The sequence below is a fragment of the Mycobacterium sp. 134 genome, assembly GCF_048282715.1.
Classification (GTDB): domain Bacteria; phylum Actinomycetota; class Actinomycetes; order Mycobacteriales; family Mycobacteriaceae; genus Mycobacterium; species Mycobacterium septicum.
On sequence record NZ_JBLVUN010000008.1, the window covers coordinates 5,705,657 to 5,727,348 of the forward strand.

26 protein-coding genes are annotated in these 21,692 nt (G+C 68.3%); 4 read left to right on the forward strand and 22 right to left on the reverse strand.

Features of this window, described 5'->3' with window-relative positions:
* Positions 1-23 precede the first annotated feature (23 nt).
* Positions 24-872: an alpha/beta hydrolase gene (locus ACNQVK_RS32165; protein ID WP_418032744.1), complete on the forward strand. Its 849-nt coding sequence runs from the start codon at positions 24-26 to the stop codon at positions 870-872.
* Between the two features lie 16 nt (positions 873-888).
* Here the strand turns inward: ACNQVK_RS32165 and ACNQVK_RS32170 are convergent, their stop codons facing one another.
* From ACNQVK_RS32170 to ACNQVK_RS32215, 10 genes are read right to left on the reverse strand one after another with little or no spacing between them, the layout of a single operon-like run.
* Positions 889-1,653, reverse strand: a complete 765-nt coding sequence (locus ACNQVK_RS32170; protein ID WP_418032745.1) for an APH(3'') family aminoglycoside O-phosphotransferase — start codon at positions 1,651-1,653, stop codon at positions 889-891.
* A 4-nt stretch (positions 1,654-1,657) separates the two neighbouring features.
* Positions 1,658-1,885 (reverse strand): hypothetical protein, encoded by a 228-nt coding sequence (locus ACNQVK_RS32175; RefSeq protein ID WP_418032746.1) that lies wholly within the window; start codon positions 1,883-1,885, stop codon positions 1,658-1,660.
* On the reverse strand, positions 1,882-2,367 hold the full coding sequence (locus tag ACNQVK_RS32180) for a DUF3093 domain-containing protein (RefSeq protein WP_418032747.1): 486 nt from the start codon (positions 2,365-2,367) through the stop codon (positions 1,882-1,884). The genes ACNQVK_RS32175 and ACNQVK_RS32180 overlap by 4 nt, the downstream gene beginning before the upstream one ends.
* Positions 2,357-2,740, reverse strand: a complete 384-nt coding sequence (locus tag ACNQVK_RS32185) for a hypothetical protein (protein WP_418032748.1) — start codon at positions 2,738-2,740, stop codon at positions 2,357-2,359. Before ACNQVK_RS32185 ends, ACNQVK_RS32180 begins: the two co-directional genes overlap by 11 nt.
* 20 nt (positions 2,741-2,760) lie before the next feature.
* Positions 2,761-3,195, reverse strand: a complete 435-nt coding sequence (locus ACNQVK_RS32190; protein WP_418032749.1) for a hypothetical protein — start codon at positions 3,193-3,195, stop codon at positions 2,761-2,763.
* On the reverse strand, positions 3,192-4,172 hold the full coding sequence (gene hemB, locus ACNQVK_RS32195; RefSeq protein ID WP_044515690.1) for a porphobilinogen synthase: 981 nt from the start codon (positions 4,170-4,172) through the stop codon (positions 3,192-3,194). Before hemB ends, ACNQVK_RS32190 begins: the two co-directional genes overlap by 4 nt.
* A 49-nt stretch (positions 4,173-4,221) precedes the next feature.
* On the reverse strand, positions 4,222-5,910 hold the full coding sequence (locus ACNQVK_RS32200) for a uroporphyrinogen-III synthase (protein WP_418032750.1): 1,689 nt from the start codon (positions 5,908-5,910) through the stop codon (positions 4,222-4,224).
* Positions 5,907-6,863 (reverse strand): hydroxymethylbilane synthase, encoded by a 957-nt coding sequence (gene hemC, locus ACNQVK_RS32205; RefSeq protein WP_418032751.1) that lies wholly within the window; start codon positions 6,861-6,863, stop codon positions 5,907-5,909. The genes ACNQVK_RS32200 and hemC overlap by 4 nt, the downstream gene beginning before the upstream one ends.
* 3 nt (positions 6,864-6,866) lie before the next feature.
* The gene (locus tag ACNQVK_RS32210; protein WP_044515686.1) at positions 6,867-8,222 is read right to left on the reverse strand and encodes a glutamyl-tRNA reductase; all 1,356 of its coding nucleotides are present in this window, start codon (positions 8,220-8,222) and stop codon (positions 6,867-6,869) included.
* Between the two features lie 52 nt (positions 8,223-8,274).
* Positions 8,275-8,559 carry a glutaredoxin family protein gene (locus ACNQVK_RS32215; protein ID WP_418032752.1) on the reverse strand — a complete coding sequence of 95 codons (285 nt, stop codon included), beginning with the start codon at positions 8,557-8,559 and terminating at the stop codon, positions 8,275-8,277.
* A 38-nt stretch (positions 8,560-8,597) separates the two neighbouring features.
* Here ACNQVK_RS32215 and ACNQVK_RS32220 point away from each other — a divergent pair, with 38 nt between their 5' ends.
* Positions 8,598-9,497 (forward strand): HAD family hydrolase, encoded by a 900-nt coding sequence (locus ACNQVK_RS32220; RefSeq protein ID WP_418032753.1) that lies wholly within the window; start codon positions 8,598-8,600, stop codon positions 9,495-9,497.
* Between the two features lie 108 nt (positions 9,498-9,605).
* A complete protein-coding gene (locus ACNQVK_RS32225) occupies positions 9,606-10,139 on the forward strand; it encodes an FAS1-like dehydratase domain-containing protein (RefSeq protein WP_090424345.1) in 534 nt (177 codons plus the stop codon).
* A 101-nt stretch (positions 10,140-10,240) separates the two neighbouring features.
* Here the strand turns inward: ACNQVK_RS32225 and ACNQVK_RS32230 are convergent, their stop codons facing one another.
* The 9 genes from ACNQVK_RS32230 to ACNQVK_RS32270 all read right to left on the reverse strand — a co-directional run bounded on the left by ACNQVK_RS32230 (position 10,241) and on the right by ACNQVK_RS32270 (position 17,944).
* Entirely contained in the window at positions 10,241-11,314 is a 1,074-nt protein-coding gene (locus ACNQVK_RS32230; protein ID WP_418034467.1) for a lysophospholipid acyltransferase family protein, read from the reverse strand.
* A 29-nt stretch (positions 11,315-11,343) separates the two neighbouring features.
* Positions 11,344-12,480, reverse strand: coding sequence for an SDR family oxidoreductase (locus ACNQVK_RS32235; RefSeq protein ID WP_418032754.1), 1,137 nt, complete (start codon positions 12,478-12,480; stop codon positions 11,344-11,346).
* Positions 12,481-12,509: 29 nt separating this feature from the next.
* On the reverse strand, positions 12,510-12,611 hold the full coding sequence (locus tag ACNQVK_RS32240; RefSeq protein WP_003402602.1) for a 30S ribosomal protein bS22: 102 nt from the start codon (positions 12,609-12,611) through the stop codon (positions 12,510-12,512).
* 116 nt (positions 12,612-12,727) lie between these two features.
* Positions 12,728-12,955: a cell division/environmental response transcriptional regulator gene (locus ACNQVK_RS32245; protein ID WP_029110679.1), complete on the reverse strand. Its 228-nt coding sequence runs from the start codon at positions 12,953-12,955 to the stop codon at positions 12,728-12,730.
* A gap of 138 nt (positions 12,956-13,093) precedes the next feature.
* On the reverse strand, positions 13,094-13,954 hold the full coding sequence (gene proC, locus ACNQVK_RS32250) for a pyrroline-5-carboxylate reductase (RefSeq protein WP_110918026.1): 861 nt from the start codon (positions 13,952-13,954) through the stop codon (positions 13,094-13,096).
* A gap of 52 nt (positions 13,955-14,006) precedes the next feature.
* A complete protein-coding gene (locus ACNQVK_RS32255; protein WP_418032755.1) occupies positions 14,007-14,819 on the reverse strand; it encodes a thioesterase family protein in 813 nt (270 codons plus the stop codon).
* A gap of 31 nt (positions 14,820-14,850) precedes the next feature.
* A complete protein-coding gene (locus tag ACNQVK_RS32260) occupies positions 14,851-15,696 on the reverse strand; it encodes a sugar phosphate isomerase/epimerase family protein (RefSeq protein WP_418032756.1) in 846 nt (281 codons plus the stop codon).
* A 100-nt stretch (positions 15,697-15,796) separates the two neighbouring features.
* Positions 15,797-16,942, reverse strand: coding sequence for an FUSC family protein (locus ACNQVK_RS32265; protein ID WP_418032757.1), 1,146 nt, complete (start codon positions 16,940-16,942; stop codon positions 15,797-15,799).
* A gap of 30 nt (positions 16,943-16,972) precedes the next feature.
* Positions 16,973-17,944 carry a Ppx/GppA phosphatase family protein gene (locus ACNQVK_RS32270; protein WP_038565358.1) on the reverse strand — a complete coding sequence of 324 codons (972 nt, stop codon included), beginning with the start codon at positions 17,942-17,944 and terminating at the stop codon, positions 16,973-16,975.
* A 149-nt stretch (positions 17,945-18,093) separates the two neighbouring features.
* Here ACNQVK_RS32270 and ACNQVK_RS32275 point away from each other — a divergent pair, with 149 nt between their 5' ends.
* Entirely contained in the window at positions 18,094-18,915 is an 822-nt protein-coding gene (locus ACNQVK_RS32275; protein ID WP_418032758.1) for a hypothetical protein, read from the forward strand.
* Here ACNQVK_RS32275 and regX read toward each other — a convergent pair.
* The 3 genes from regX to ACNQVK_RS32290 all read right to left on the reverse strand — a co-directional run bounded on the left by regX (position 18,897) and on the right by ACNQVK_RS32290 (position 21,666).
* Positions 18,897-19,583, reverse strand: coding sequence for a two-component sensory transduction protein RegX (regX, locus tag ACNQVK_RS32280; RefSeq protein WP_090424337.1), 687 nt, complete (start codon positions 19,581-19,583; stop codon positions 18,897-18,899). The genes ACNQVK_RS32275 and regX overlap by 19 nt on opposite strands.
* Positions 19,584-19,591: 8 nt before the next feature.
* Positions 19,592-20,779 (reverse strand): sensor histidine kinase, encoded by a 1,188-nt coding sequence (locus ACNQVK_RS32285; RefSeq protein ID WP_418032759.1) that lies wholly within the window; start codon positions 20,777-20,779, stop codon positions 19,592-19,594.
* A gap of 143 nt (positions 20,780-20,922) precedes the next feature.
* The gene (locus ACNQVK_RS32290) at positions 20,923-21,666 is read right to left on the reverse strand and encodes a phosphoglyceromutase (protein ID WP_418032760.1); all 744 of its coding nucleotides are present in this window, start codon (positions 21,664-21,666) and stop codon (positions 20,923-20,925) included.
* Between the last annotated feature and the right edge of the window lie 26 nt (positions 21,667-21,692).

Here is a 21,692-nt window from a genome sequence, read left to right on the forward strand (position 1 = left end):
CGCGGGGTTGGAATGATGCGCAGGTGAACTCGCTGACCCGCCGTGATGCGCTGCGTCTAGGTGTCACCGGCGCGGGTGCCGCGGGACTGATGGCATTGGGCAGCCTGCTCGATCCGCCGCTGCCGCGCGCGTCTGCCAGCCCCAACCAGCCGGCCTCCGCGGGCGACCCGGCCCCGACCCGCGATTCGGGGTCGTTCATCTCCGCGGCCCGCGGCGGCGTCGAAACCAATTGGATCATCGCCCGCCCGCCGGGCCAGCACGGCCCACTCCGTCCGGTGATCGCCCTGCACGGGATGGACAACGACGCCGCGGGCGTGATGAGCCTGGGCATCCCGGAAGCGCTGGCCCGGCTGACCGCGGCCGGGCGGCCGCCGTTCGCAGTGGTCAGTGTGGATGGCGGCAACTCGTTCTGGCGCCGTCGGGCCTCTGGTGGAGACTCCGGGGCGATGGTGCTCAACGAACTGATCCCGATGTTGGCCACCAAGGGCATCGACACCTCACGAGTGGCGTTCATGGGCTGGTCGATGGGCGGCTACGGCGCCATGCTGTTGGGTGCCAGACTGGGCGCCGCGCGCACCGCGGCGGTCTGCGCGATCAGCCCGGCGCTCTACCTCACGTACTGGGGCGCGCCGCCTGATGCCTTCGACAGCCTCGAAGACTGGCAGCAGAACTCAGCGCTGAGACTGCTACCGGCGCTGGGGTCGATCCCGCTGCGCATCGACTGCGGCACCGGGGACGGGTTTTACGCCGCGACCCGAATGTTCGTCAACCAACTGCCCAGGACCCCGGCCGTCGGCTTCTACCCCGGCGGCCACGATCAGGACTTCTGGCGCGCGCACCTGTCCGACGAGCTGGCCTGGCTCGATTCCTGAACCGCGCCTTGGGCTCTCACCCCCAGGTCAGCGGATCCAATGCGAGGTAGAACCGCACCCGGTCCTGATCGATCGCCGCCGGATAGCCCGCGGCCAGCCCTGCCGATGCGTCCACGGCGAAGCGGGGAAACGTGTCGGCGGTGTTGGCCAGCACCAACGCGAGGTCGGCGTGCCGGTCGGCGAGACCCAAACGACCCAGGTCGATGAAGCCCTCGACGGCAAGCCGGTCGGGGTCGATCAGGATGTTGGGCAGGCACAGGTCGCCGTGACACACCACCCGATCGGCGGCCTCCTGGCGGCGACGCAGATCGGCCTCGCGTTCGACCCGCATCAGCAGCTCGGCAGGCGGGACGTCCTGGTCCTCGTCGGGCAGAAACTCGGAGTTGACCGCGCCCGCGGCGACGACCGACCGGGCGCGGGACAGCATGCCGTCGAGGTCGCGCCGGTAGGGACAGTCCTCGACCGGGATGCCGTGCAGGTCACGGACCGCCCGCACGACCGAGGGCCACGCCGTCCGGAGGTCTGCTTCCGCGAGCTGATCGGCTGCGACGCCGCCGACGGCTGTGGTGACCAGGAACGCGCCGTCGTCCTCGGTGGCGCCCCAGTCGATCACCGCGGGCGCCGGCACGCCGCGATCGTGGGCCCAGGACACCCGGTCGCGCTCGGCAGCCAGATCGGCCACGGCCGCGGGCCCGACCACCTTGGCGTACCGGGAACCGTCCGCACTACGGAACACCCCGGCGCCAGATTCACCGCGCGTGACGGGATGCCAGTCGGTCACGGGATCAGCGGCGCAACCGGGCGACGCCCAGCACGGTCAGCACGCCGGCCAGACCGGCGAGCACCAGTGCCAACACCAGCAGCGGCGCCGAATAGCTGATCGCGGTGGTGGGCGGCTCACCGTCGAGCACGGGCGCCACCTCGATCGTCGTTGCCGCGGCGATCCAGCTCAGTACACAGCCCACCGCCGCGACGACGGCCACCACGAGCTCCAGGACGGCTCGGCGTTTCACGGAGTGCGCTCCTCGACCAGCGGCGTCAGCGCTTCCCGCAGCTTCCGGTGCTTGCGCGCCCAGGCCTGCGCGGTACGGGCGCCGGTGAGCTTGAGCCCGATGCCGGTGCGGCCCCGCGGTATCCCGGACAGTTCCCGGAGTGCGCGGGCGGATTCCCATTTCGGCGACTCCGACCCCGAGGCCTCGGGGTAGATCAGCACGATCTCGTCGATCTTGACGATCTCGGCGCCCTGGCGCAGGCTCTCGGCGGTCAATTCCACCGAGGTGTGGATGCGGGCGGCCTTGATCTGGATCGCCACGAACCCCGACACCAGCACCAGGAACAGGATCGGAATCCACAGGTCGTACCCGTACCCGCCGGTCATCTGCAGAATCGCCATGCCGACGCCGGCGAACGGCCCCAACAGGAGCCAGGCCCAGCTGGCGCCCTGCTCGTAGAACAGCACCTCGGAGGCCACTTTGTTCACCGGTTCACTCTCCATCGTCGACCCTCCGTCCCGGCAACGCACTGAGGCCCGTACCCGCGATCAACAGGAGTAGCGCGAGCAGCGTCAGGATGTGAACCGGGGCCAGGCTGAACGCCGCGATCAGCGCGATCACCACCACAATCGCCATGGACAGCGCGATCGCGGCCCGGCGGTACCGGGCATCGCCGGTGCGACTGCGGCCGGCCAGGAAAGCCATCCCGGCGCCGGCCAGGGCGGTGAGCACGCCTACGCTGCGGAACAGGGCGCTCTCGGCGCTGGGCCAGGACGCCGAGGCTGCGATCAGGCCACCCACGATCAACAACACGGCACCGACCAGCCAGCAACTGAACGAGATGGTCGCGCGCCGCGACGCTGATGATGAAGGCATTGTCGGCAAAGCGTAGCGAATCAGCGGGTGAAGAAACCGTCGGCGTCCTTGCGGTGCAGCAGGTACAGCCCGCCTGCGATCAACACCGATCCGACGATCGCGGTGACCGCGTAGCCAACCGCCGCCGCGTCTTGGCGTTCGCCGGTCAGCAGGCTGCTGATCGCGTGCAGCACCGTGACGATTCCGCCACTGGTCAGCAGGGTGCGGGCCCAGCGATATCCCTGGCGCATCAGCATCAGGAATGCCGCCACGATCGAGGACAGCACCACGAGGAACATCACCGAGAAGACGACCGTCACCGACCGTTGCACGCCGCCGCCGGATCCGGTGAGGGCGTCGATCAGATAGCCGATCACCATGAGCACGAGTGCGGCGGTCCACAACCAGAACCCGGTTTCGACGTCCTCGGGACGGCCGGTCGGGCTCTTCTGCTGCTCGGTCACCTGTCCGGTCACGCGAGCCAGCCGGCCACATCGGCCGCCCAGTAGGTCAGCACGATGTCGGCGCCGGCCCGCCGGATTCCGGTCAATGACTCCAGCGCCGCCGCCTGCAGGTCGATCCAGCCGTTGGCCGCCGCGGCGCAGATCATCGAGTACTCACCCGAAATCTGATATGCCGCAACGGGTACCGGTGAAATATCGGCGGCGGCACGCACCACGTCCAGGTAGCTCATCGCGGGCTTGACCATCACGATGTCGGCGCCCTCGTCGATGTCGAGCTCGATTTCGTGCACGGCTTCCCGGATGTTGCCCGGATCCTGTTGATAGGTGCGCCGATCCCCCACCAGACTGGATGACACCGCTTCACGGAACGGGCCGTAGAACGCCGAGGCGAACTTGGCCGCGTAGGCCAGGATGGCGACATCGGTGTGCCCTGCCGCGTCCAGTCCGTCACGGATGGCGGCCACCTGGCCATCCATCATGCCGCTGGGGCCGACCACGTGCGCACCCGATTCCGCTTGCGCCACAGCAAGTTCCACGTAGCGCAGGTTGGTGGCGTCGTTGTCGACCCGGCCTGCGGCGTCCAGCACGCCACAGTGCCCGTGGTCGGTGAACTCGTCGAGGCAGGTGTCGGCCATCAGTACGGTGGCGTCGCCGAGATCCTTGGCCAGATCCCGCAGCGCCACGTTGAGGATGCCGTCCGGATCGATGCCCACGGCACCGGTGGGATCCTTGTCCTCGTCGCGGGGCACGCCGAAGAGCATCAGGCCACCCACGCCGGCTGCCACCGCATCGGCGGCAGCCTGACGCAACGATTCCCGGGTGTGTTGCACCACGCCGGGCATCGAGGAGATCGGGCGCGGTTCGTCGATACCGTCGGCGACGAACATCGGCAGCACGAGATGGCGTGGTTCCAAAGAGGTTTGGGCCACCAGCCGACGCATCGCCGGCGTGGACCGCAGCCGACGTGGACGATGCCTCGGGTAACCCATGGCAAAGACTCCTTCTGCGCGTCTCCGCGAATACCGTTTCGGCGGGTGTCTACCTGCGGCGGCTCTTCTTGCGCGGCGGGGGCAGTGCCCCTTCGGCGCGCAAGCGGGCAGCGTGCTCGGCGAGCGCGTCGACCAGCGGCCCCACCGCGGCCGACTCGGGCTGCACGTCCACCCGCAAGCCGAATTCCGCAGCGGTCTCAGCGGTCTTCGGTCCGATGCAGGCCACGATGGTCCGGGCGTGCGGCTTGCCGGCGATACCGACCAGGTTGCGCACCGTCGAGCTCGAGGTGAAGCAGACCGCGTCGAAACCGCCGGTCTTGATCATCTCGCGGGTCTGCGCCGGCGGCGGAGCCGCACGCACGGTGCGGTACGCGGTCACGTCCTCGATCTCCCAGCCGCGCTCGCGCAGGCCCTCGGCCAGCGTCTCGGTCGCGATGTCGGCACGCGGCAAAAGCACGCGGTTCACCGGATCGAAAACCTCGTCGAACGGCGGGAACTCGTCGAGCAGGCCGAGGGAGGACTGCTCCCCCGACGGCACCAGCTCGGGATTGATGCCGAACGCCCGCACCTTGTCGGCGGTGGCCTGTCCGACACACGCGATCTTCACGCCCGAGAACGCCCGTGCGTCCAGGCCGAACTCGTTGAACTTCTCCCACACCGCACGCACGGCGTTGGTCGAGGTGAACACCACCCACTGGAACCGGCCGTCGACCAGACCCTTGACGGCGCGCTCCATCTGCGCGGGGCTGCGCGGCGGCTCGACGGCGATGGTCGGCACCTCGATCGGCAGGGCACCGTGGCCCACGAGCCGGTCGCTCATCTCGCCGGCCTGGTCCTTGGTGCGCGGCACCAGCACGGTCCAGCCGTACAGGGCGCGGCTCTCCCACCAGTTCAGCTTGGCCCGGTTGGCCACGGTCTTGCCGATGGTGACGACCAGCGGCCCGACCAGCGGCCCCGCCAGCTCGCTTCCGGCCGGCTTCTCCAGCACGCCCTTGTCGGTCAGCCCACCGAGGGTGGCCTCCACCGAACGCTGCTGGCAGGTGGTGCCGCTCGCAGTCACCACCGCGGGGGTGCCCTCGGCCAGACCGAACTCGATCAGGGTGCGCGCGGCGTCCGGCAGGTGCGACGCGGTCGCGTGCAGGATCAGCGGGCCCGGCGCGGCGGCCAGGGCCGCCCAGTCCACGTCACCGCGGACATCGGCCACGGTGTGCGACGAACCCAGCGGCAGGCCGGCGTAGGTGGGCACCGCGCTCGTGGCGGGCAGCCCGGGCACGATCTCGAAGTTCACGTGGGCCTTGGCCAGCGCGCCGATCTCGGTGATGACGGCGTCCACCGACAGCGGGTCACCCGAAACCAGGCGCACGACGTCGTAGCCGTGGCGGGCCTCAGCGACCAGCGTCTTGGCCACCTCGGCAGGATCGCCGAGAGCGGGCCGGACCTCGGGCCCACCGGCGATGACGGCGGCTTGCGCGGCGTCGGGGGTTCCGGCGGCCCCAGCACTTCCCGCGTCCGCGGCGGCGTCGGCCTTGACCGGCTCGGCCGGGGCCGGTCCGGACGCCGGCGGCAGTTCGGTGCCGATCAAGGCCAGCACGGCCTCGGGGACGTCGGGATCGGTGAACACCAACTCGGCGTGCGCCAGCACGGTTTGTGCCCGTGCCGTCAGCAGCCCCGGATCACCCGGGCCTGAGCCCACAAATGTGATGCGGCCGGGCTTCGCCTTGCGACCTCGCATGGTCATTCTTCACTCCCGCGCTCTACCAACAGCTCGCGTGCACCCAGCTCGAAAAGCTCCGCGGCCACCGAGACACCCAAGTCGGCGGCCCGATCGGGAGTTCCGATGCCGGACGCACGAATCACGTCGGATCCGTCCAGCGTCGCTACGCAGCCGCGCAACGACAGCTCCTCGAAGACATTGCCGTCCTCATCGATCGACTCGACCACTTCTGCGATCGCGCCGACCGGTGCGGAACAGCCCGCCTCCAGTTCGGCGAGCAGGATCCGTTCGGCGGTGACCGCGGCGCGCGTGTCGGTGTCATCCAACTCCGACAGCACCGAAATCAGCTCGGTGTCGCCGGCGCGGCATTCCACCGCGAGCGCACCCTGAGCCGGCGCTGGCAACATCTGCACCGGCTCGAGCGACTCGGTGACTGCATCGAGGCGTCCGATACGGGCGAGACCCGCGCGGGCGACCACGACGGCGTCGAGATCACCGCTCGTAACCCTGTTCAACCTGGTATCTAGGTTGCCTCGTAGGGGGCGGATTTCCAAACCGAGACCCAGTGCTCTAAGCTGCGCGGCCCGTCGCGCACTCGATGTGCCGATCACGGAGCCTGCCGGCAACTCACCGAGCACCATTCCGTCGCGTGCCACCAGCGCGTCACGGGGGTCCTCACGGGGCGGGACGGCGGCGATCACGAAGCGGTCGTCACGAGCGGTGGGCAAATCTTTGTAGGAGTGCACGGCCATGTCCACCCGGCCGTCGTCGATCGCCTCCCGGAGCGCCGCGGTGAAGACCCCGACGCCGATATCGGCGATGGGACCCTGGTTGCGGTCACCCTCGGTCGAGATGATCACCAACTCGCAGGCGTGGCCCGCGGCCAGCAAAGCGTCCCTGATGGTGCCGGCCTGCGTGGTCGCCAGCAGGCTACCCCGGGTGCCGATCCGGATTACCGTATCGCGCGTTTCTACCAAAACCTACTCAGACTTATCGAGATCTGTTGTCATGAAGGGCAATTCGCTGGCCGCCACAGCTTCGACGGCCTGCGGATCGAGTTCGAACAGCTCACGCAGGGCCTCTGCGTAGCTGTCCCCGCCAGGAGCGCTGGCGAGTTGTTTCACCCGCACCGTGGGCGCGTGCAAAAGCTTGTCGACGACTCGGCGGACCGTCTTGGCCACCTCGTCGCGGTGGGTCGCCTCCAGCTCGGGCAGCCGGTTGTCCAGGCGCAGCAGCTCGGCCTCGACCACGTCGGCGGCACGCTGGCGCAGCGCGGTGACGGTCGGGGTGACCTCGGCCATCCGCTGGCCGGCCAGGTAGTTGGCAACCTCGGTGGCAACGATCGTGCGGGCAGCGTCGGCGTCGGTGGCCGCAGCCCGCGCCGACGGTTCCCGCTGGATCCGGTCCATGTCGACCACCCAGACACCGGGCAGCCCGGCGACCGCCGGATCCACGTCGCGCGGCATGCCGAGGTCGCAGATCACCAGCTGCCGGTCGCCGCCGGCGGCGTTGCGCTGGGCGAGTGCGTGGTGCACATCTGCCAAGGAGACCACGGGGCGTACCGCGCCGGTGCTGCTGACCACGACGTCGACGTCGGCCAGGGCCTCGGCCAGATGATCCAGGGAGAAGGCCTGCGCCTGGACACCCTGCTCGGTGAGGTTCTCGGCGAGACGCTGGGCCCGCGGCAGCGAGCGGTTGACCACATGGACCCGCTCGATTCCGGCCCGCACCAGGTGTGCGCCGGCCAGGGCCCCCATCGAGCCCGCGCCGATCACGGCCGCGGTGCGGCCGGCGAGGCCGCCGTTGAGCTTGGTCTCGGCCATGCCGAGGGCGACCGACACCACGGATGCGCCGGCGGCGTCGATCCCGGTCTCGGAGTGCACCCGCTTGCCGACGTTCAGGGCGCGCTGGGCCAGCTCGTGCAGCGTGCGCCCGACGGTCTGGTGTTCCTCGGCGGACGCGTAGGCGCGGCGCACCTGCCCCAGCACCTGGGCTTCACCGATGACGGCCGAGTCCAGGCCGCTGGTCACCGCGAACAGATGCTCGACGGCGGCCTCGGCGTAGCGCACGTAGGCGTATTTGGTGAGATCGTTCAGCGACATGCCGGAGTGGTCGGAGAGCACCTGCCCGATGATCGACAGGCCTCCGTGGAAGGCCTCGACCACGGCGTATATCTCGACGCGGTTGCAGGTGGACAGGACCATCGCCTCGGTGACCAACGAGGATCGAAGCACCTCGTCGATGATCTTGGCCTGATCCGACTCATCAGTGCTCAACTGCTCGAGAACTGACACCGGCGCGCTGCGGTGCGAAACCCCGAATAGCAGCACACTCACGGCTTGATCACCACGTCACCAAGGTAATCGTTTCCCGCCCGCCCACCAAATTTCATCTGGCGGGGATGTCAGCCCGAAGCGCCTGCTCGTCGACATCCCAGTAGCTGTGTTCGGTCCCGTTCAGCAAAATCACCGGCAACAGGTCGCCGTACCGTGCCCGCAAGGAGGCGTCGCCGGCCGCGACGGCCTCGTCCACGTCCGTGGTCACCAGCTCGAAGTCCAGTTCCTCACGCAGGGCGGCCAGCTGCTGGGCCGCCCGTTCACACATGCTGCACCCGGCGCGGGTCAGCAACGTCACAGTGGCCAGACCGCCGGTACCCGCCTGCTCGCGCTCCACACCGCCAGTATCCCGGCGCCGTGACTTAGGGTGAATTCGTGTCCGAATCCGGTAGTGCCGATGCGCTCGAACAGGAGCTTGCCGCCGAGGCGAGCGCCGAACTCGCTGTCACCGAGCTCGAGTCCGACGCCGACGACGACACCGCCGGGGCCCCGGCGCCGCCGCCCGATCTGACGGCCGCGGCGTTCTTCGACGTCGACAACACCCTGGTGCACGGATCGTCGCTGGTGCACTTCGCCCGCGGCCTGGCCGCCCGCAAGTACTTCACCTATCGCGACATCCTCGGCATCGCCTACGCGCAGGCCAAGTTCCAGTTCACCGGCAAGGAGAACAGCGACGATGTCGCCGAGGGCAAGCAGAAGGCCCTGGCGTTCATCGAAGGCCGTTCCACCGCCGAACTCGTCGAACTCGGCGAGGACATCTACGACGAGATCATCGCCGACAAGATCTGGCCGGGAACCAGGGCGCTGGCCCAGATGCACCTGGACGCCGGGCAGCAGGTGTGGCTGGTCACCGCGACCCCGTATGAGCTGGCCGCCACGATCGCCCGGCGGCTGGGGCTGACGGGCGCGCTAGGCACAGTCGCCGAGTCGGTCGACGGGGTGTTCACCGGCCGGCTGGTCGGCGACATCCTGCACGGCACCGGCAAGGCCCACGCGGTGCGATCGCTGGCCATCCGGGAAGGGCTCAACCTGCGCCGGTGCACCGCTTACTCGGACAGCTTCAACGACGTGCCGATGCTGTCGCTGGTCGGTACCGCGGTCGCCATCAACCCCGACGCCGCCCTGCGCGATGTGGCCAGGGAACGGGGCTGGGAGATCCGCGATTTCCGCACCGCACGCAAGGCGGCGCGCATCGGCGTGCCGTCGGCGCTGGCCCTCGGTGCACTGGGCGGCGCGCTCGCGGCTGCCGCCTCCCGCCGCCACGACACTCACTGAGCAGGCCACCCGCGCTGATAAACTGCCGCGGCGGGTCGCGTCATCTGGCCCCGCAGCCATGCACGTTTGTGCGCACCCGCGCACCGCATACCGAACAGCGCAGGGAACATGAGCATCGCCGCAAACATCATCGGGACTCACTACCGGTATCCCGACTACTTCGAGGTCGGCCGGGAGAAGGTCCGCGAGTTCGCCCGCGCGGTCAAGGACGAGCATCCGGCGCTCTATGACGCCGAGGCCGCCAAGGAGTACGGCCACAACTCGGTCGTCGCGTCGGTGACGTTCCTGGCAGTGGCCGGCCGACGGGTCCAGCTGGAGCTGTTCGACAAGTTCGACATCCCGATCAACCTGGAGCGCGTGTTGCACCGCGACCAGAAGCTCATCTTCCACCGGCCGATCCTGGTCGGCGACAAGCTGTGGTTCGACTCGTACCTGGATTCGGTCATCGAGTCGCACGGCACCGTGATCGCCGAGGTCCGGGCCGAGGTCACCGACGACGACGGCAACCCGGTTGCCACCAGCATCGTCACCATGCTGGGCGAAGCGGCCATCGACGAGGCCGACGAGATCAGTTCACAGATCGCCGCGGCACGCGATGCCGCGATCGCCAAGATGGTTGCTGGGCAAAAGTCCGGCGCCTGATTTCTCTTTGCGCGAGCAATCTCCCGCAAGCGGGAGGGCCCCAAACAGAACTGCCCATTTCCGCGTGGAAATGGGCAGTTCTTGTCGGTGCGGCGAAAAACTCAGCCGAAGAACATGTTTCGGCGGCCGGCCAGCAGCTGATAGAGCGTGTGCTGGATGGTCTCGCGGACCTGATCGGTGAGTTCGAACGTGATCATCGGATCGTCGGCGGCGCTCTCGTCGTAATCGGTCGTCTCGATCGGCTCGCCGAACTGGATGTGCCACTTCGACGGCAACGGCACCAGCCCGAGCGGGCCGGCCAACGGGAACAGCGGCGTCACCGGGAAGTACGGCAGACCGAGCAGCCGGGCCAGCAGCTTGACGTCGGCCATCATCGGGTAGATCTCCTCCGAGCCCACGATCGAGCACGGCACGATCGGCGCCTGGGCCCGCAGAGCTGCAGAAACGAAACCGCCGCGGCCGAACCGCTGCAGCTTGTAGCGATCCTTGAAGTTCTTGCCCAGCCCCTTGAAACCTTCGGGGAACACGGCGGTGAGCTCGCCGTTGGCGAGCAGCCGGTGCGCGTCGGCGGTGCAGGCCATGGTGTGCCCGGCCTTGCGTGCGGCCGCACCGACCATCGGCAGATCGAACACCAGGTCCGCGGCGAGCAGACGCAGGTCGCGGTTGAGCGGGTGGTGGTCGTGCACCGCCACCTGAGTCATCAGCCCGTCGAAGGGCAGCACCCCGGCGTGGTTGGCCACCACGAGCGCCGCCCCGTTCTCGGGCAGGTTCTCGATGCCCGACACCTCAACCCGGAACCAGGACCTGAAAAACGTTCTCAGCAAAGGCAAGAAGATTGCGTTGGTGATGTGCGGGTCGAACCCGAACTCGTCCACCGAGTACTCGCCGGTCATCCGGGTGCGGACGAATTCGGAGACCGCCGCGATGCCCTTGGCGAGTTCGCTGGGGCCGTCGTCAGCGGCCGAGTGGCCCGAGACGCTGCTGCGCCGCTGATCGATCTCTCGAACTACCGCGGCGATCTGCTCCGCCGAGGCCCGGCTACCCGGGTCGGCCAGGACAGAAGGATGTCGGCGGGCACTGTCAGACCGGGCCGCAGCCCGGCGCGCAGCAGAGGAACGACTCGAGTTCCCATGTAGCGGAATAACTTTCGCTTTGGATTCACCCGCCACGTCGATACCTTCTCCCACCCCGGATAGAGCCAGTCTTAATATCCCAAACGCTGCGCCACCCCCATGGCGCGACTCTCCATTGAGCGTACCCATCGCGGATCGAGTATCGGTGTCAATCCACGACCACGGACGTAATCGTCGAATGCCTCGGCGGTCGTCCACTTGGGACTGTAGCCCAGATCCCTGTGCATCCGCGTGGTGTCCATGACCCGGCCGTAACTGAGGTAGTTCATCTGATCGCGGTCGAGTTCGGTGTAACGCGTTGCGCGACTGAGTGAATTGATCGCCGACAACGCCCCGCGCGGGACCGGGACCCGAAGGCGACCCGACCTCCGGATCGCCTGGCTCATCATGATGATGCCCGAGGCGCCGACGTTGAACGTGCCGGCCTTGCCGGCCACCGTCGCCCGCTCGAGGGCGCCGAGGGCGTCCTGTTCGTGGAGCAACTGCAGCCGCGCGTCGTGCCCGACCACCGACGGGACCACCGGCCCGGCCAGATACCGCGACAACGCGGTGTCCATCGCCGGCCCGATCATGTTGGCCAGCCGAAGGATGGTCAGGTCGATGTCCGGACGGCGCCGGGCCAGGCCGCGTGCGTAGCCCTCGATGTCCATGCTGTCGCGGGCGAACCCGTCACCCGGAGGACGGCGAGCACTGCTCTCCTCGCTGAACATCACCGGATCACGCGAGCTCGCGCCGTACACCTCCGAGGTGGACTTGAGTACCACCCGACGGACCGACGGTGTCTTCTGGCAGGCCGCGAAAAGCTGGATCGCGCCCATCACGTTGAGTTCCTTCAACGTGGCCCGGCCTCCGGACCGCGGCGCGTAGGACGCCGCCGCGGCATGCACGACGGTGTCCACATTCCCGTTTCGGATCACCTTGGCGATAAACGGGTTGCGGATGTCCGCGCGGACGAATTCGGCCCGCCCCATCCGACGCATGAGGTCCTTGCTCGGCACCACCGCATCCACGGCGATGACGTGCTCGATCAACGGGTTCTGCGCCAGCCTGGCGGTCAGATAACCACCGAGGAACCTGCACGCACCCGTGACCAGAACCACTTTCGGATGGGGAGCCGCACCGGCGGATTGCGATCCACCGGACGATTCGGCACCAGAGGACCCGGGGACTCCCGTCGGGCGTCCCCCCGAACGACCATCAGAATCCATCGGCTCAGCCTAGCGGCCGGGGCGGAAAGCTACTTGCCAAGCTTTCTACGCTGCACCCGAGTACGGCGAAGCAGCTTGCGGTGCTTCTTCTTCGACATACGCTTGCGCCGCTTCTTGATGACTGAGCCCATAAACCCTGGTGTCTCCGCTACTTAGCCGATGGTTGACCCGGTTACTTTACCCGGGCCGACCACCGAAACGGAAAACGCCAGCCTGCTCAACCCGCCCAGCCCGCTATGGCGTGTGCCTAGCCGGCGTCGAAGTACGAGGACTCCAGCAGATCGTGGACTGCCTTGGCGTGGACCCGGAACGATCGGCCCACACGAACAGCAGGCAGTTCACCGTTGTGCACCAACCGGTACACCGTCATCTTCGAGACCCTCATCAAGTTCGCCACTTCGGCGACCGTCAGAAATTGAGCTCGAGGCTGACCGTCGCCAGCATCCCGCGCCGATGGCCCGTTCATAGACGTCATCGCAACCCAATCAATCAGGCACAGGCAGTTCCAGCGGCTTCCCCACCGCTGGCACCGACCCGCGCATACAAAGGGAGAATAGCGTGGCGGGTGGGGTTACTGCGACGGGTGTGGGCTAATCAGTTGGAATTAATCTAATTACTCAGATGTAATTCCGAGCTGCTCAGAGCGCGTTTTCGCGGCCTGAACGGCATTGGAGACCGCGGCCCGCAGTCCCCCTCGCTCGAGTTCCCGCAGCCCAGCGGCCGTGGTCCCGGCCGGAGAGGTCACCATCGCCCGCAGTTGGGCCGGTGTGGTGTCCAGCGCGGCGCCTCCGGCCGCGTTCACCTCATCGAGGCGTTCCAGCAGCATCGCGGCCGAACCGGCCATCGTCTGGACCGCCAGATCGGTGGCCACCGCACGCGACAGACCCGATTCCACACCCGCGTCCACCAGGGCCTCGACCATCAGGAAGAAGTACGCGGGCCCCGAGCCGGAAACCGCGGTCACCGCGTCCAGCTGCGACTCGCTGACGGTGATCACGCCGCCGACCGCATCGAAGATCGCCGAGACCTCCTTGAGCTGGTCGGCAGTGGCGAACCGGCCCGGCGCCAGTGCGCTCACCCCGCCGCCGACCACGATCGGGGAGTTGGGCATGACGCGGATCACCGGCGACCCGGCCGGAAGCTTGTTCTCGTAGTACGACGTGGCCACACCCGCCGCGATGGAGACGAACACCTGCTCTGCGGTGTCGCTGTCGGCGCGAACCGCGGCGTCGGCGATCTCGTCGATCACTTTCTCGACGTCGGCCGGTTTCACCGCGATGACCACGTAGGTGGCGCTCTCGGCGGCAGCGGCGACCGAGGTCACCTGCACCGAGTACTTCTCCGACAGGAACTTGGCCCGGTCTCCGAACTTCTCCGCGACCACCATGTCCTTGACTTGCCTGCCAGCCCGTAACAGCCCCGACAGCAGCGCCTCGCCCATGCTTCCGCCGCCGATTATCGCGATTCTCGACATGGGCGACAGCATTCCATGTCCGCCCGTCAGGGCCGCATCGACGCCTCCGGCGTCAGCTCGGCGCGGGGACCATCGCCAACTGCCGCGACTGCACGATGATCCGCCCCTCGCAGTCGACCACGATGTGGTCCTCGTCGAACCAGTCCTGGCCGATCTGAACCGACGTGCACATCACCCGCAGCCAGCCGTCGGCCGGCAATGCCCGCAGATAGGCCGTCAGCTGGACCGTGGGCGCCCAACCGGTGCGTTCCACGGCAAATGTCACCGGAGCCGACACATCGCCGCACAGGAGCGCGAACAGGACGTCGGGAGCGACACCCTTGGGTCGCACCCAGTACTCGAACACGGGCGGCCCGCCGTCGGTACGCGGCCCCATCGTGTGCAGCGCCGGCCGGATGTCGCAGCCGTGCGCCAGGTGCACGACATGCTCCATCGGATGCCCGGGCCCGATGGGTTCCAGCCCGGGCGGCGGTTCCGGCGTCATCAACGGGACCACCGGGTTGAACGACAGCAGCGGCGGCACGTGATGCTCGGGTTCGCCCAGGGTCACCGACACCGTGACGGCCACGCGGCCCCCCTGCCGAAGTTCCACATCCACCAGGCCGATCCGGCGGCCGCGTTTGCGCACCGTGGTGGCCACCTGCATCGGACCGGGATCGGGCGCCCACAGGAAGTTGCCCGACACCGCCAGGGGCTGCGCGGAGGTCCCCAGCTCGGCACGGGCGGCGTTGGCACACAGCGCGAGCATCGCGCCGCCGTGCACCTTGGGCCCGATCGTCCAATGCTCGTTGAGCTCACCGTGATAGATGCCGTCGCCGGCCGGCGTCAGTGCCATGGCATCGGTGAACAGGGTGGAGCCAGTCATGTGCGGTCCTCTGCGGGTCGGCGGGATCGGTTCAGCGCAACAGGTGCGTGCGGGCGAACTGCAACGACTCGGTCAGCAGCTCCTCGCGCTCGGCCGCCGTCTTGGCCGCCGAGGTGGTGACCTCCAGGACGACGTGGCCTGAGAAATCGCTCGCCGCGAGCATCTGGCACACCTCGGCGGTGGGCTGGCTGCCGCGACCGGGAACCAGGTGTTCGTCGGTGGAGGCACCGTTGCCGTCGCACAGGTGCAGGTGGACGAGGCCCTCGCCCATCCGCCGGGCCATGTCCAAGGCGTCGGTGCCCGCCGTCGCGGTATGGCTCAGATCGAGCGTGTAATGGGCGTGGTTACCGTCCAACGGGTCGTAGGACGGTGCGAACGCCGAGATGCCGGGGCCGGGCCCACCGCCACGCTTGCGCATCCGCTCGATGGACGTGCCGCTCGCCCCGAAGAACCGGTCGGCCCGGAACGGGAACATGTTCTCCACCGCCACCAGGACCTCGCTGTCGGCCTCCAGGCGGGCGACCTGGTCGCTGAACCCCTCGGCGTAGCGACGCTGCCAACGGAACGGCGGATGCACGACGACGGTCTGGGCGCCCAGCTGTTCGGCGGCGCGCACGCTGCGTTCCAGCTTCGGGATCGGGTTGGCGCCCCACACCCGCTGCGAGATCAGCAGGCAGGGTGCGTGCACCGACAACACCGGCACGCCGTAATGGGCGGACATCTTCGCCACGGTGTCGATGTCCTGGCTGACCGACTCCGCCCACACCATCAGCTCGACGCCGTCGTAGCCGAGGCGGGCGGCGTACTCGAACGCGGCCTCTGTCCTCAGCGGGTAGACCGAGGCGGTGGACAGGCCGATCTTGATGGCGGGGCGCACAACCCAATTGTGTACTGAGGCTTCCCCGCTCCTCGCGTGCGCGTGGCCTAACTCGCTCCTCGCGTGCGCGGGCCTAACTCGCTCCTCGCGTGCGCGGTGCCTAACTCGCCTGCAGCAGAGCCAACGGTCCGAAGGTGACCAGCGCTCCGACCGCCACCGCGGTCAGGGTGCTGCCGATGTCCTCCGTCTTGCGGACCACGCGCACGCCACCGGCCAGGCCGAGGATCACCAGCACGCCGAGCACCAGCGCGACGATGGTGTTCCACTTCCACAGCTGATCGAAGGCGATGAACAGACCGGCACCGAAGCCCACCGCGATCACGCACTGGCCGACGATCCACAACGCGCGGACCAGCGGCGAGCTCGGCTGCTGCTCCTCGTCGAATTCGTCGTGCTCGTCGAAGGCGTCGGCCTCGCGGGTGTCCTCGGACAGGTCTTCGTCGAGCTCGTCGAGGTCGTCCACACCGCCGCGGCCACGGGGGCGACGGGCGATGTCGTCGGCGACGGACTCGCCGCCGAACAGCGGGCCGAGCGAGGCGTAGGAACTTTCCCCGTACTCGTCGTCGTAGTCGTCGTACGCGGTGTCGTCGGTGTCCGCGCCATGGATGTCCTGGACCTCGTGGACGTCGGCTTCGACCAGCGCATCGGCGGGCTCCGCCGCGGCGCCGTCATCGAGGTCGTAGAGGGGATCCGGGCTCATCCGCTCGGCGCCGGTGCCCGAAGGCTGGTAATCGCGCGCCGGTCGCTTGTACGGCCCGCGGCGCGGGCGCGGCCGGAATTCGACGGGTTCGGGATCGGCATCGCGCGCAGCCAAGTGCGCGTCGTAGTCGTCCTCGGCGTCGGTGCGCACGTCCTCGGGTTCGGCAGGCCGGGGGGCCGGCTTGACCCGTGGGGGCCGGGGGCCGCCGTTGCGTCCCCCGTTGCGGACCCGGGACTCGTCGCGCGGTTGCGGTTGCTCTCGCGGCTCGCGGGTTTCGCGCGGCTCGTCCACGATGGGGGCCACGACGGCGGTGTCGACCAGCGGGTCGGGGGCCGGAACCGGTTCATCGAGCGGTTCGAGCTCGATGTCGTCGGTGATGATCGGGATCTCGCCGGTGAGTTCGGCGACGGTCACCGCGTCACTGTTACCGCGACGACGCCGGCGGCGACCGCCGACCGGGGGTGCCCCGATGGTCCCGTTCTTCGCCAGCAACTCCGCTACCGAGATCGGTCGGGTGCCGGGTGGGGTGTTCTCTGGTCCTGTCATACCTATGTTGCCTTTGGGGCTAGCTTTTCCTTAACGTCCGGCATCCCGCGCCGACGTCTCTACCAAGGCTGTGCCGTCGGCCTCGCTGTCGAGTTTCCGCAGAATCAACCCCTCCCGCAACGCCCAGGGGCAAATGTCGACGGAATCGATCTCCAGTGCTCGCATACTAGCCTCAGCTACCAAAGCACCGGCCACGATCTGTGGTGCCCGCTCGGCACTCACCCCTTCCAGTTCGGCACGGTCAGCCGCTGTCATCCTAGAGATGAAAGCTATGAGCTGTCTTAATCCAGCGGCGGTGAGGGTCCGCTTGACCCGTGGGCCTGCGCCCGAGGGGGCCGCGCCGGTGAGTCGGGCCAGCGACCGGAAGGTCTTCGACGTCGCCACCGCAAGGTCCGGGTTCCCCGATCGGCGCATGGTGGCACCGGCATCGGCGAGCTCGGTGGCCAGCCAGTCCCGCAGCATCGCGACCCGGCGCCGCCCAGGTGGGTCTTCGGCCAGCCATTCCCTGGTCAGCCGGCCGGCGCCCAGAGGCAGCGAGAGCGCCACCTCGGGCTCCTCGTCGACCCCGCTGGACAGTTCCAGCGAGCCGCCGCCGATGTCGATGTTGATGATGCGGCCCGCACTCCAGCCGTACCAGCGGCGCACCGCCAGGAACGTCAGCCGGGATTCGTCGACGCCGCTGAGCACGCCGAGGGACACCCCGGTCTCGGCCCGCACCCTGGCCAGCACCTCCTCGGAGTTGGTGGCATCGCGCACCGCCGAGGTGGCAAACGCCATCAATTCGGCACATCCCGAGCTGGTGGCGATCTTGGCGAACTCGTCGACGGTGGCCACCAGGCTGTCGGCACCCTTTCGGGTCAGCTTGCCCGAGTTGTCGATGGCCTCCGCGAGCCGCAGGGCCGCCTTGGTGGAGCTCATCGGGGTCGGGTGTCCGCCACGGCGCGCATCCACCACGAGGAGATGAACCGTGTTACTACCGACATCGAGCACGCCTAACCGCACTGCACCAACCTAACCGCAGTCGAGAGGCGCTTCGTGGCCGGACCTCCCGGAACCCGCGCGATGAGCGTGCCCGGGTTGTGCCGCATCCCACCACGCCTCACAGCCCGGTTGGGAAATGCGTTCAGGCATATGGGAGTACCGTTTGCGCCGTGACAGAGGTGCATCCCGGCGAAGTCGAACTGGACTTTGCCCGTGAATGGGTGGAGTTCTATGACCCGGAGGACGCGACACATCTGATCGCGGCCGATATGACGTGGTTGTTGTCCCGCTGGACGTGTGTGTTCGGCACACCGGCCTGCAAGGGCACCGTCGAGGGCCGCCCGGACGACGGCTGCTGCTCGCATGGCGCGTTCCTTTCTGATGACGACGACCGGGCCCGGCTCGACGACGCGGTCAAACAGCTGACCGACGAGGACTGGCAGTTCCGGGACAAGGGCCTCGGCCGCAAGGGCTATCTGGAAGACGACGAGTATGACGGCAAGCCCAACCTCCGCACCCGTAAATACAAGGGGGCGTGCATCTTCCTGAACCGGCCGGGTTTCCCCGGCGGAATCGGGTGCGCGCTGCACAGCAAGGCCCTGAAGCTCGGTGTCGAGCCGCTGACCATGAAGCCCGACGTGTGCTGGCAGCTGCCGATCCGGCGGAGCCAGGAATGGATCACCCGGCCTGACGACACCCAGGTCCTTCGGACCGTCATCACCGAATACGACCGGCGCGGCTGGGGCGAGGGCGGTGCGGACCTGCACTGGTACTGCACCGGTGATCCCAACGCCCATGTCGGCGCCCGCCCGGTGTTCGAGTCCTACGCCCCCGAACTCACCGAGGTGCTCGGCGAGAAGGCCTACGCCGAGCTGGCCGCGATGTGCCGGCGGCGCAGCGCCCTCGGGCTGGTCGCCGTGCATCCGGCGACCCGCGTCGCCGAGCATCGAGCGACCCCGGCCTCCAACGGGGTTCAGCCCTCCAGCTTGTAACCGAGGCCGCGCACGGTGACCAGGTGCACCGGGTTGGCCGGGTCCGCCTCGATCTTGGAACGCAGCCGCTTGACGTGCACGTCAAGGGTTTTGGTGTCGCCCACGTAGTCGGCGCCCCACACCCGGTCGATGAGCTGGCCCCGGGTGAGCACCCGGCCGCTGTTGCGCATCAGGTACTCCAGGAGGTCGAACTCCTTGAGCGGCAACGTGATCTGCTCCCCGTTGACACTCACGACGTGCCGCTCAACGTCCATCCGCACCGGGCCGGCCTCGAGCACGCCGTCGCCGATCGCGCCGTCGTCGGTGTCCGCGCCGCGGCGCAGCACCGCCCGGATCCGCGCGATCAGCTCGCGGGCCGAATACGGCTTGGTGACATAGTCATCGGCGCCCAGCTCAAGGCCGACGACCTTGTCGATCTCGCTGTCGCGTGCGGTGACCATGATCACCGGCACGCTGGAGCGGGCACGCAGTTGCTTACAGACATCGGTACCGCTCATCCCCGGCAGCATCAGGTCCAGCAGGACGATATCGGCGCCGGAGCGCTCGAACTCGGCCAATGCGGAGGGACCATCGGCCACCACGGTGGCCTCGAAGCCTTCCTTGCGAAGCAGGAATGCCAGGGGATCGGCCAGCGACTCCTCGTCCTCAACGATCAACACGCTGGTCATCGGTCTCGCTAATCCTCTCGGTCGTCTGAGTCACCTGTCGACTCATCGGTTTCGGGATAGGCCGGGATCGACAACGTGAATGTCGACCCGGTGCCCGGCTGACTCCACAGCCGGATGGTTCCGTTGTGGTTGGCGGCCACATGTTTGACGATCGCCAGGCCCAGTCCGGTGCCCCCGGTGGCGCGGGAACGGGCCTTGTCGACCCGGAAGAACCGCTCGAAGACCCGTTCCTGATCGGCCTTGGCGATTCCGATACCGCGGTCGGTGACCGCGATCTCGACACTGCCGCCCCGCCTGCGCCGGCTGATGGATATGCCGGATCCGTTGGGCGAGTACGCAATTGCATTGGACACCAGATTGGCGATCGCCGTCACGAGCAGGGTCTGGTCCCCCAGCACCCGGTACCCGGTCGGCGCGTCGGTGGTGATCGCGATGTCGGCCTTGTCTGCGGCGACCTTGTGCCGCGACAGCGCTTCGGACACCACGGTGTCGACGTCGACGGCGCCCAGGTCGGGCAGCCGCTCGGCGCCCTGCAGCCTGGACAGCTCGATCAACTCGCCGACCATGTCGGCCAGCCGTAGCGATTCGGCCACCATCTTGTCCGAGAAGCGGCGCACCATGTCCGGATCATCGGCAGAGGCCTGCAGCGCTTCGGCGAGCAGCCGCATGGCCCCCACCGGGGTCTTGAGCTCGTGGCTGACGTTGGCGACGAAGTCCCGGCGGGTCGCTTCCATCCGGGCGTGCTCGGACTGGTCGTCGGCGTAGACGACGGCGAAGCGGCGATCCGCACTGGACAGCGGGCGCACCCAGCCGCGCACCGACACGCCCGAGCGTCCGGGGTGCGGGAGCTTGCGCGGCGACAGGTCGACGTCGATGGCCTGGCCGGTGGCGAACACCTGCTCGGCAGCCCGCCAGGCCCGGTCGTCGAGCAGGCGGTCGCGTACCACGCCGAGTTCGGAGGCCCGGTCGTTGGCGTAGACCACGTCGTTGAACGAGTCGACGACGACGATGCCGTTGGGCGCGGCAGACACGATGTGCTGCAGCATCTGCGAGACCGTCAGGCCAGCCTGATCAGCCTCGCGACGCCGCCGGTTGGCCACGATGCGGGGTGCGACTACCGACGCCACACCCGCACCGACGATCAGCGCGAGCAACGACACGACCGTCGTCAGCAGTAACGCCGACACCAAGCTCACGCGAAAATCGTACGCACCCGGTGAACGTCATCCCAGCAGCGTGCGGCCAAAACGGGACAAGTCACACCGACAAACACAGGAGTTCGGCTGTCGTTAACCCCCGGTAACCTGCTGTTTGCCCGCAGGCCCGAGTGTCCAGCGAACTATTTCTTGGCGCCCTGCGCGGCGACCGCGGCGGCCCCGGCGGCAGCGGCCTCGGGGTCCAGGTACTCACCACCCGCGACCAGCGGCTTGAGGTTGTCGTCGAGCTCGTAGCGCAGCGGGATGCCGGTCGGGATGTTCAGTCCGACGACGTCTTCGTCGGACATTCCGTCGAGGTACTTGACCAGCGCACGCAGCGAATTCCCATGGGCGGCGATCAGCACGGTCTTGCCGGCCTTGAGGTCGGGCACGATCGTGTCCTCGTAGTACGGCACGAACCGCGTCACCACGTCCTTGAGGCATTCGGTCAGGGGCCCGCCGCCGATGTCGGCGTAGCGCGGATCGGAGTCCTGGCTGAACTCGCTGCCCTTCTCGATGGGCGGCGGCGGGGTGTCGTAGCTGCGCCGCCACGCCATGAACTGCTCTTCGCCGTACTTCTCCTTGGTGGCGGCCTTGTCCAGGCCCTGCAGCGCGCCGTAGTGCCGCTCGTTGAGCCGCCAGTCGCGGTGCACGGGGATCCAGTGCCGGTCGGCGGCGTCCAGGGCGAGGTTCGCGGTCGTGATCGCGCGGCGCAGCAGCGACGTGTAGACCACGTCGGGCAGCACGTCGTTCTCGACCAGCAGCTTGCCGCCGCGGACGGCCTCGGTGCGGCCCTTGTCGGTGAGGTCGACGTCGACCCATCCGGTGAACAGGTTCTTCTGGTTCCAGTCGCTCTCACCGTGGCGGAGCAGGATCAGCGTCGGCATCGGTAGTTTGTCCTCCTCGCGTGCGG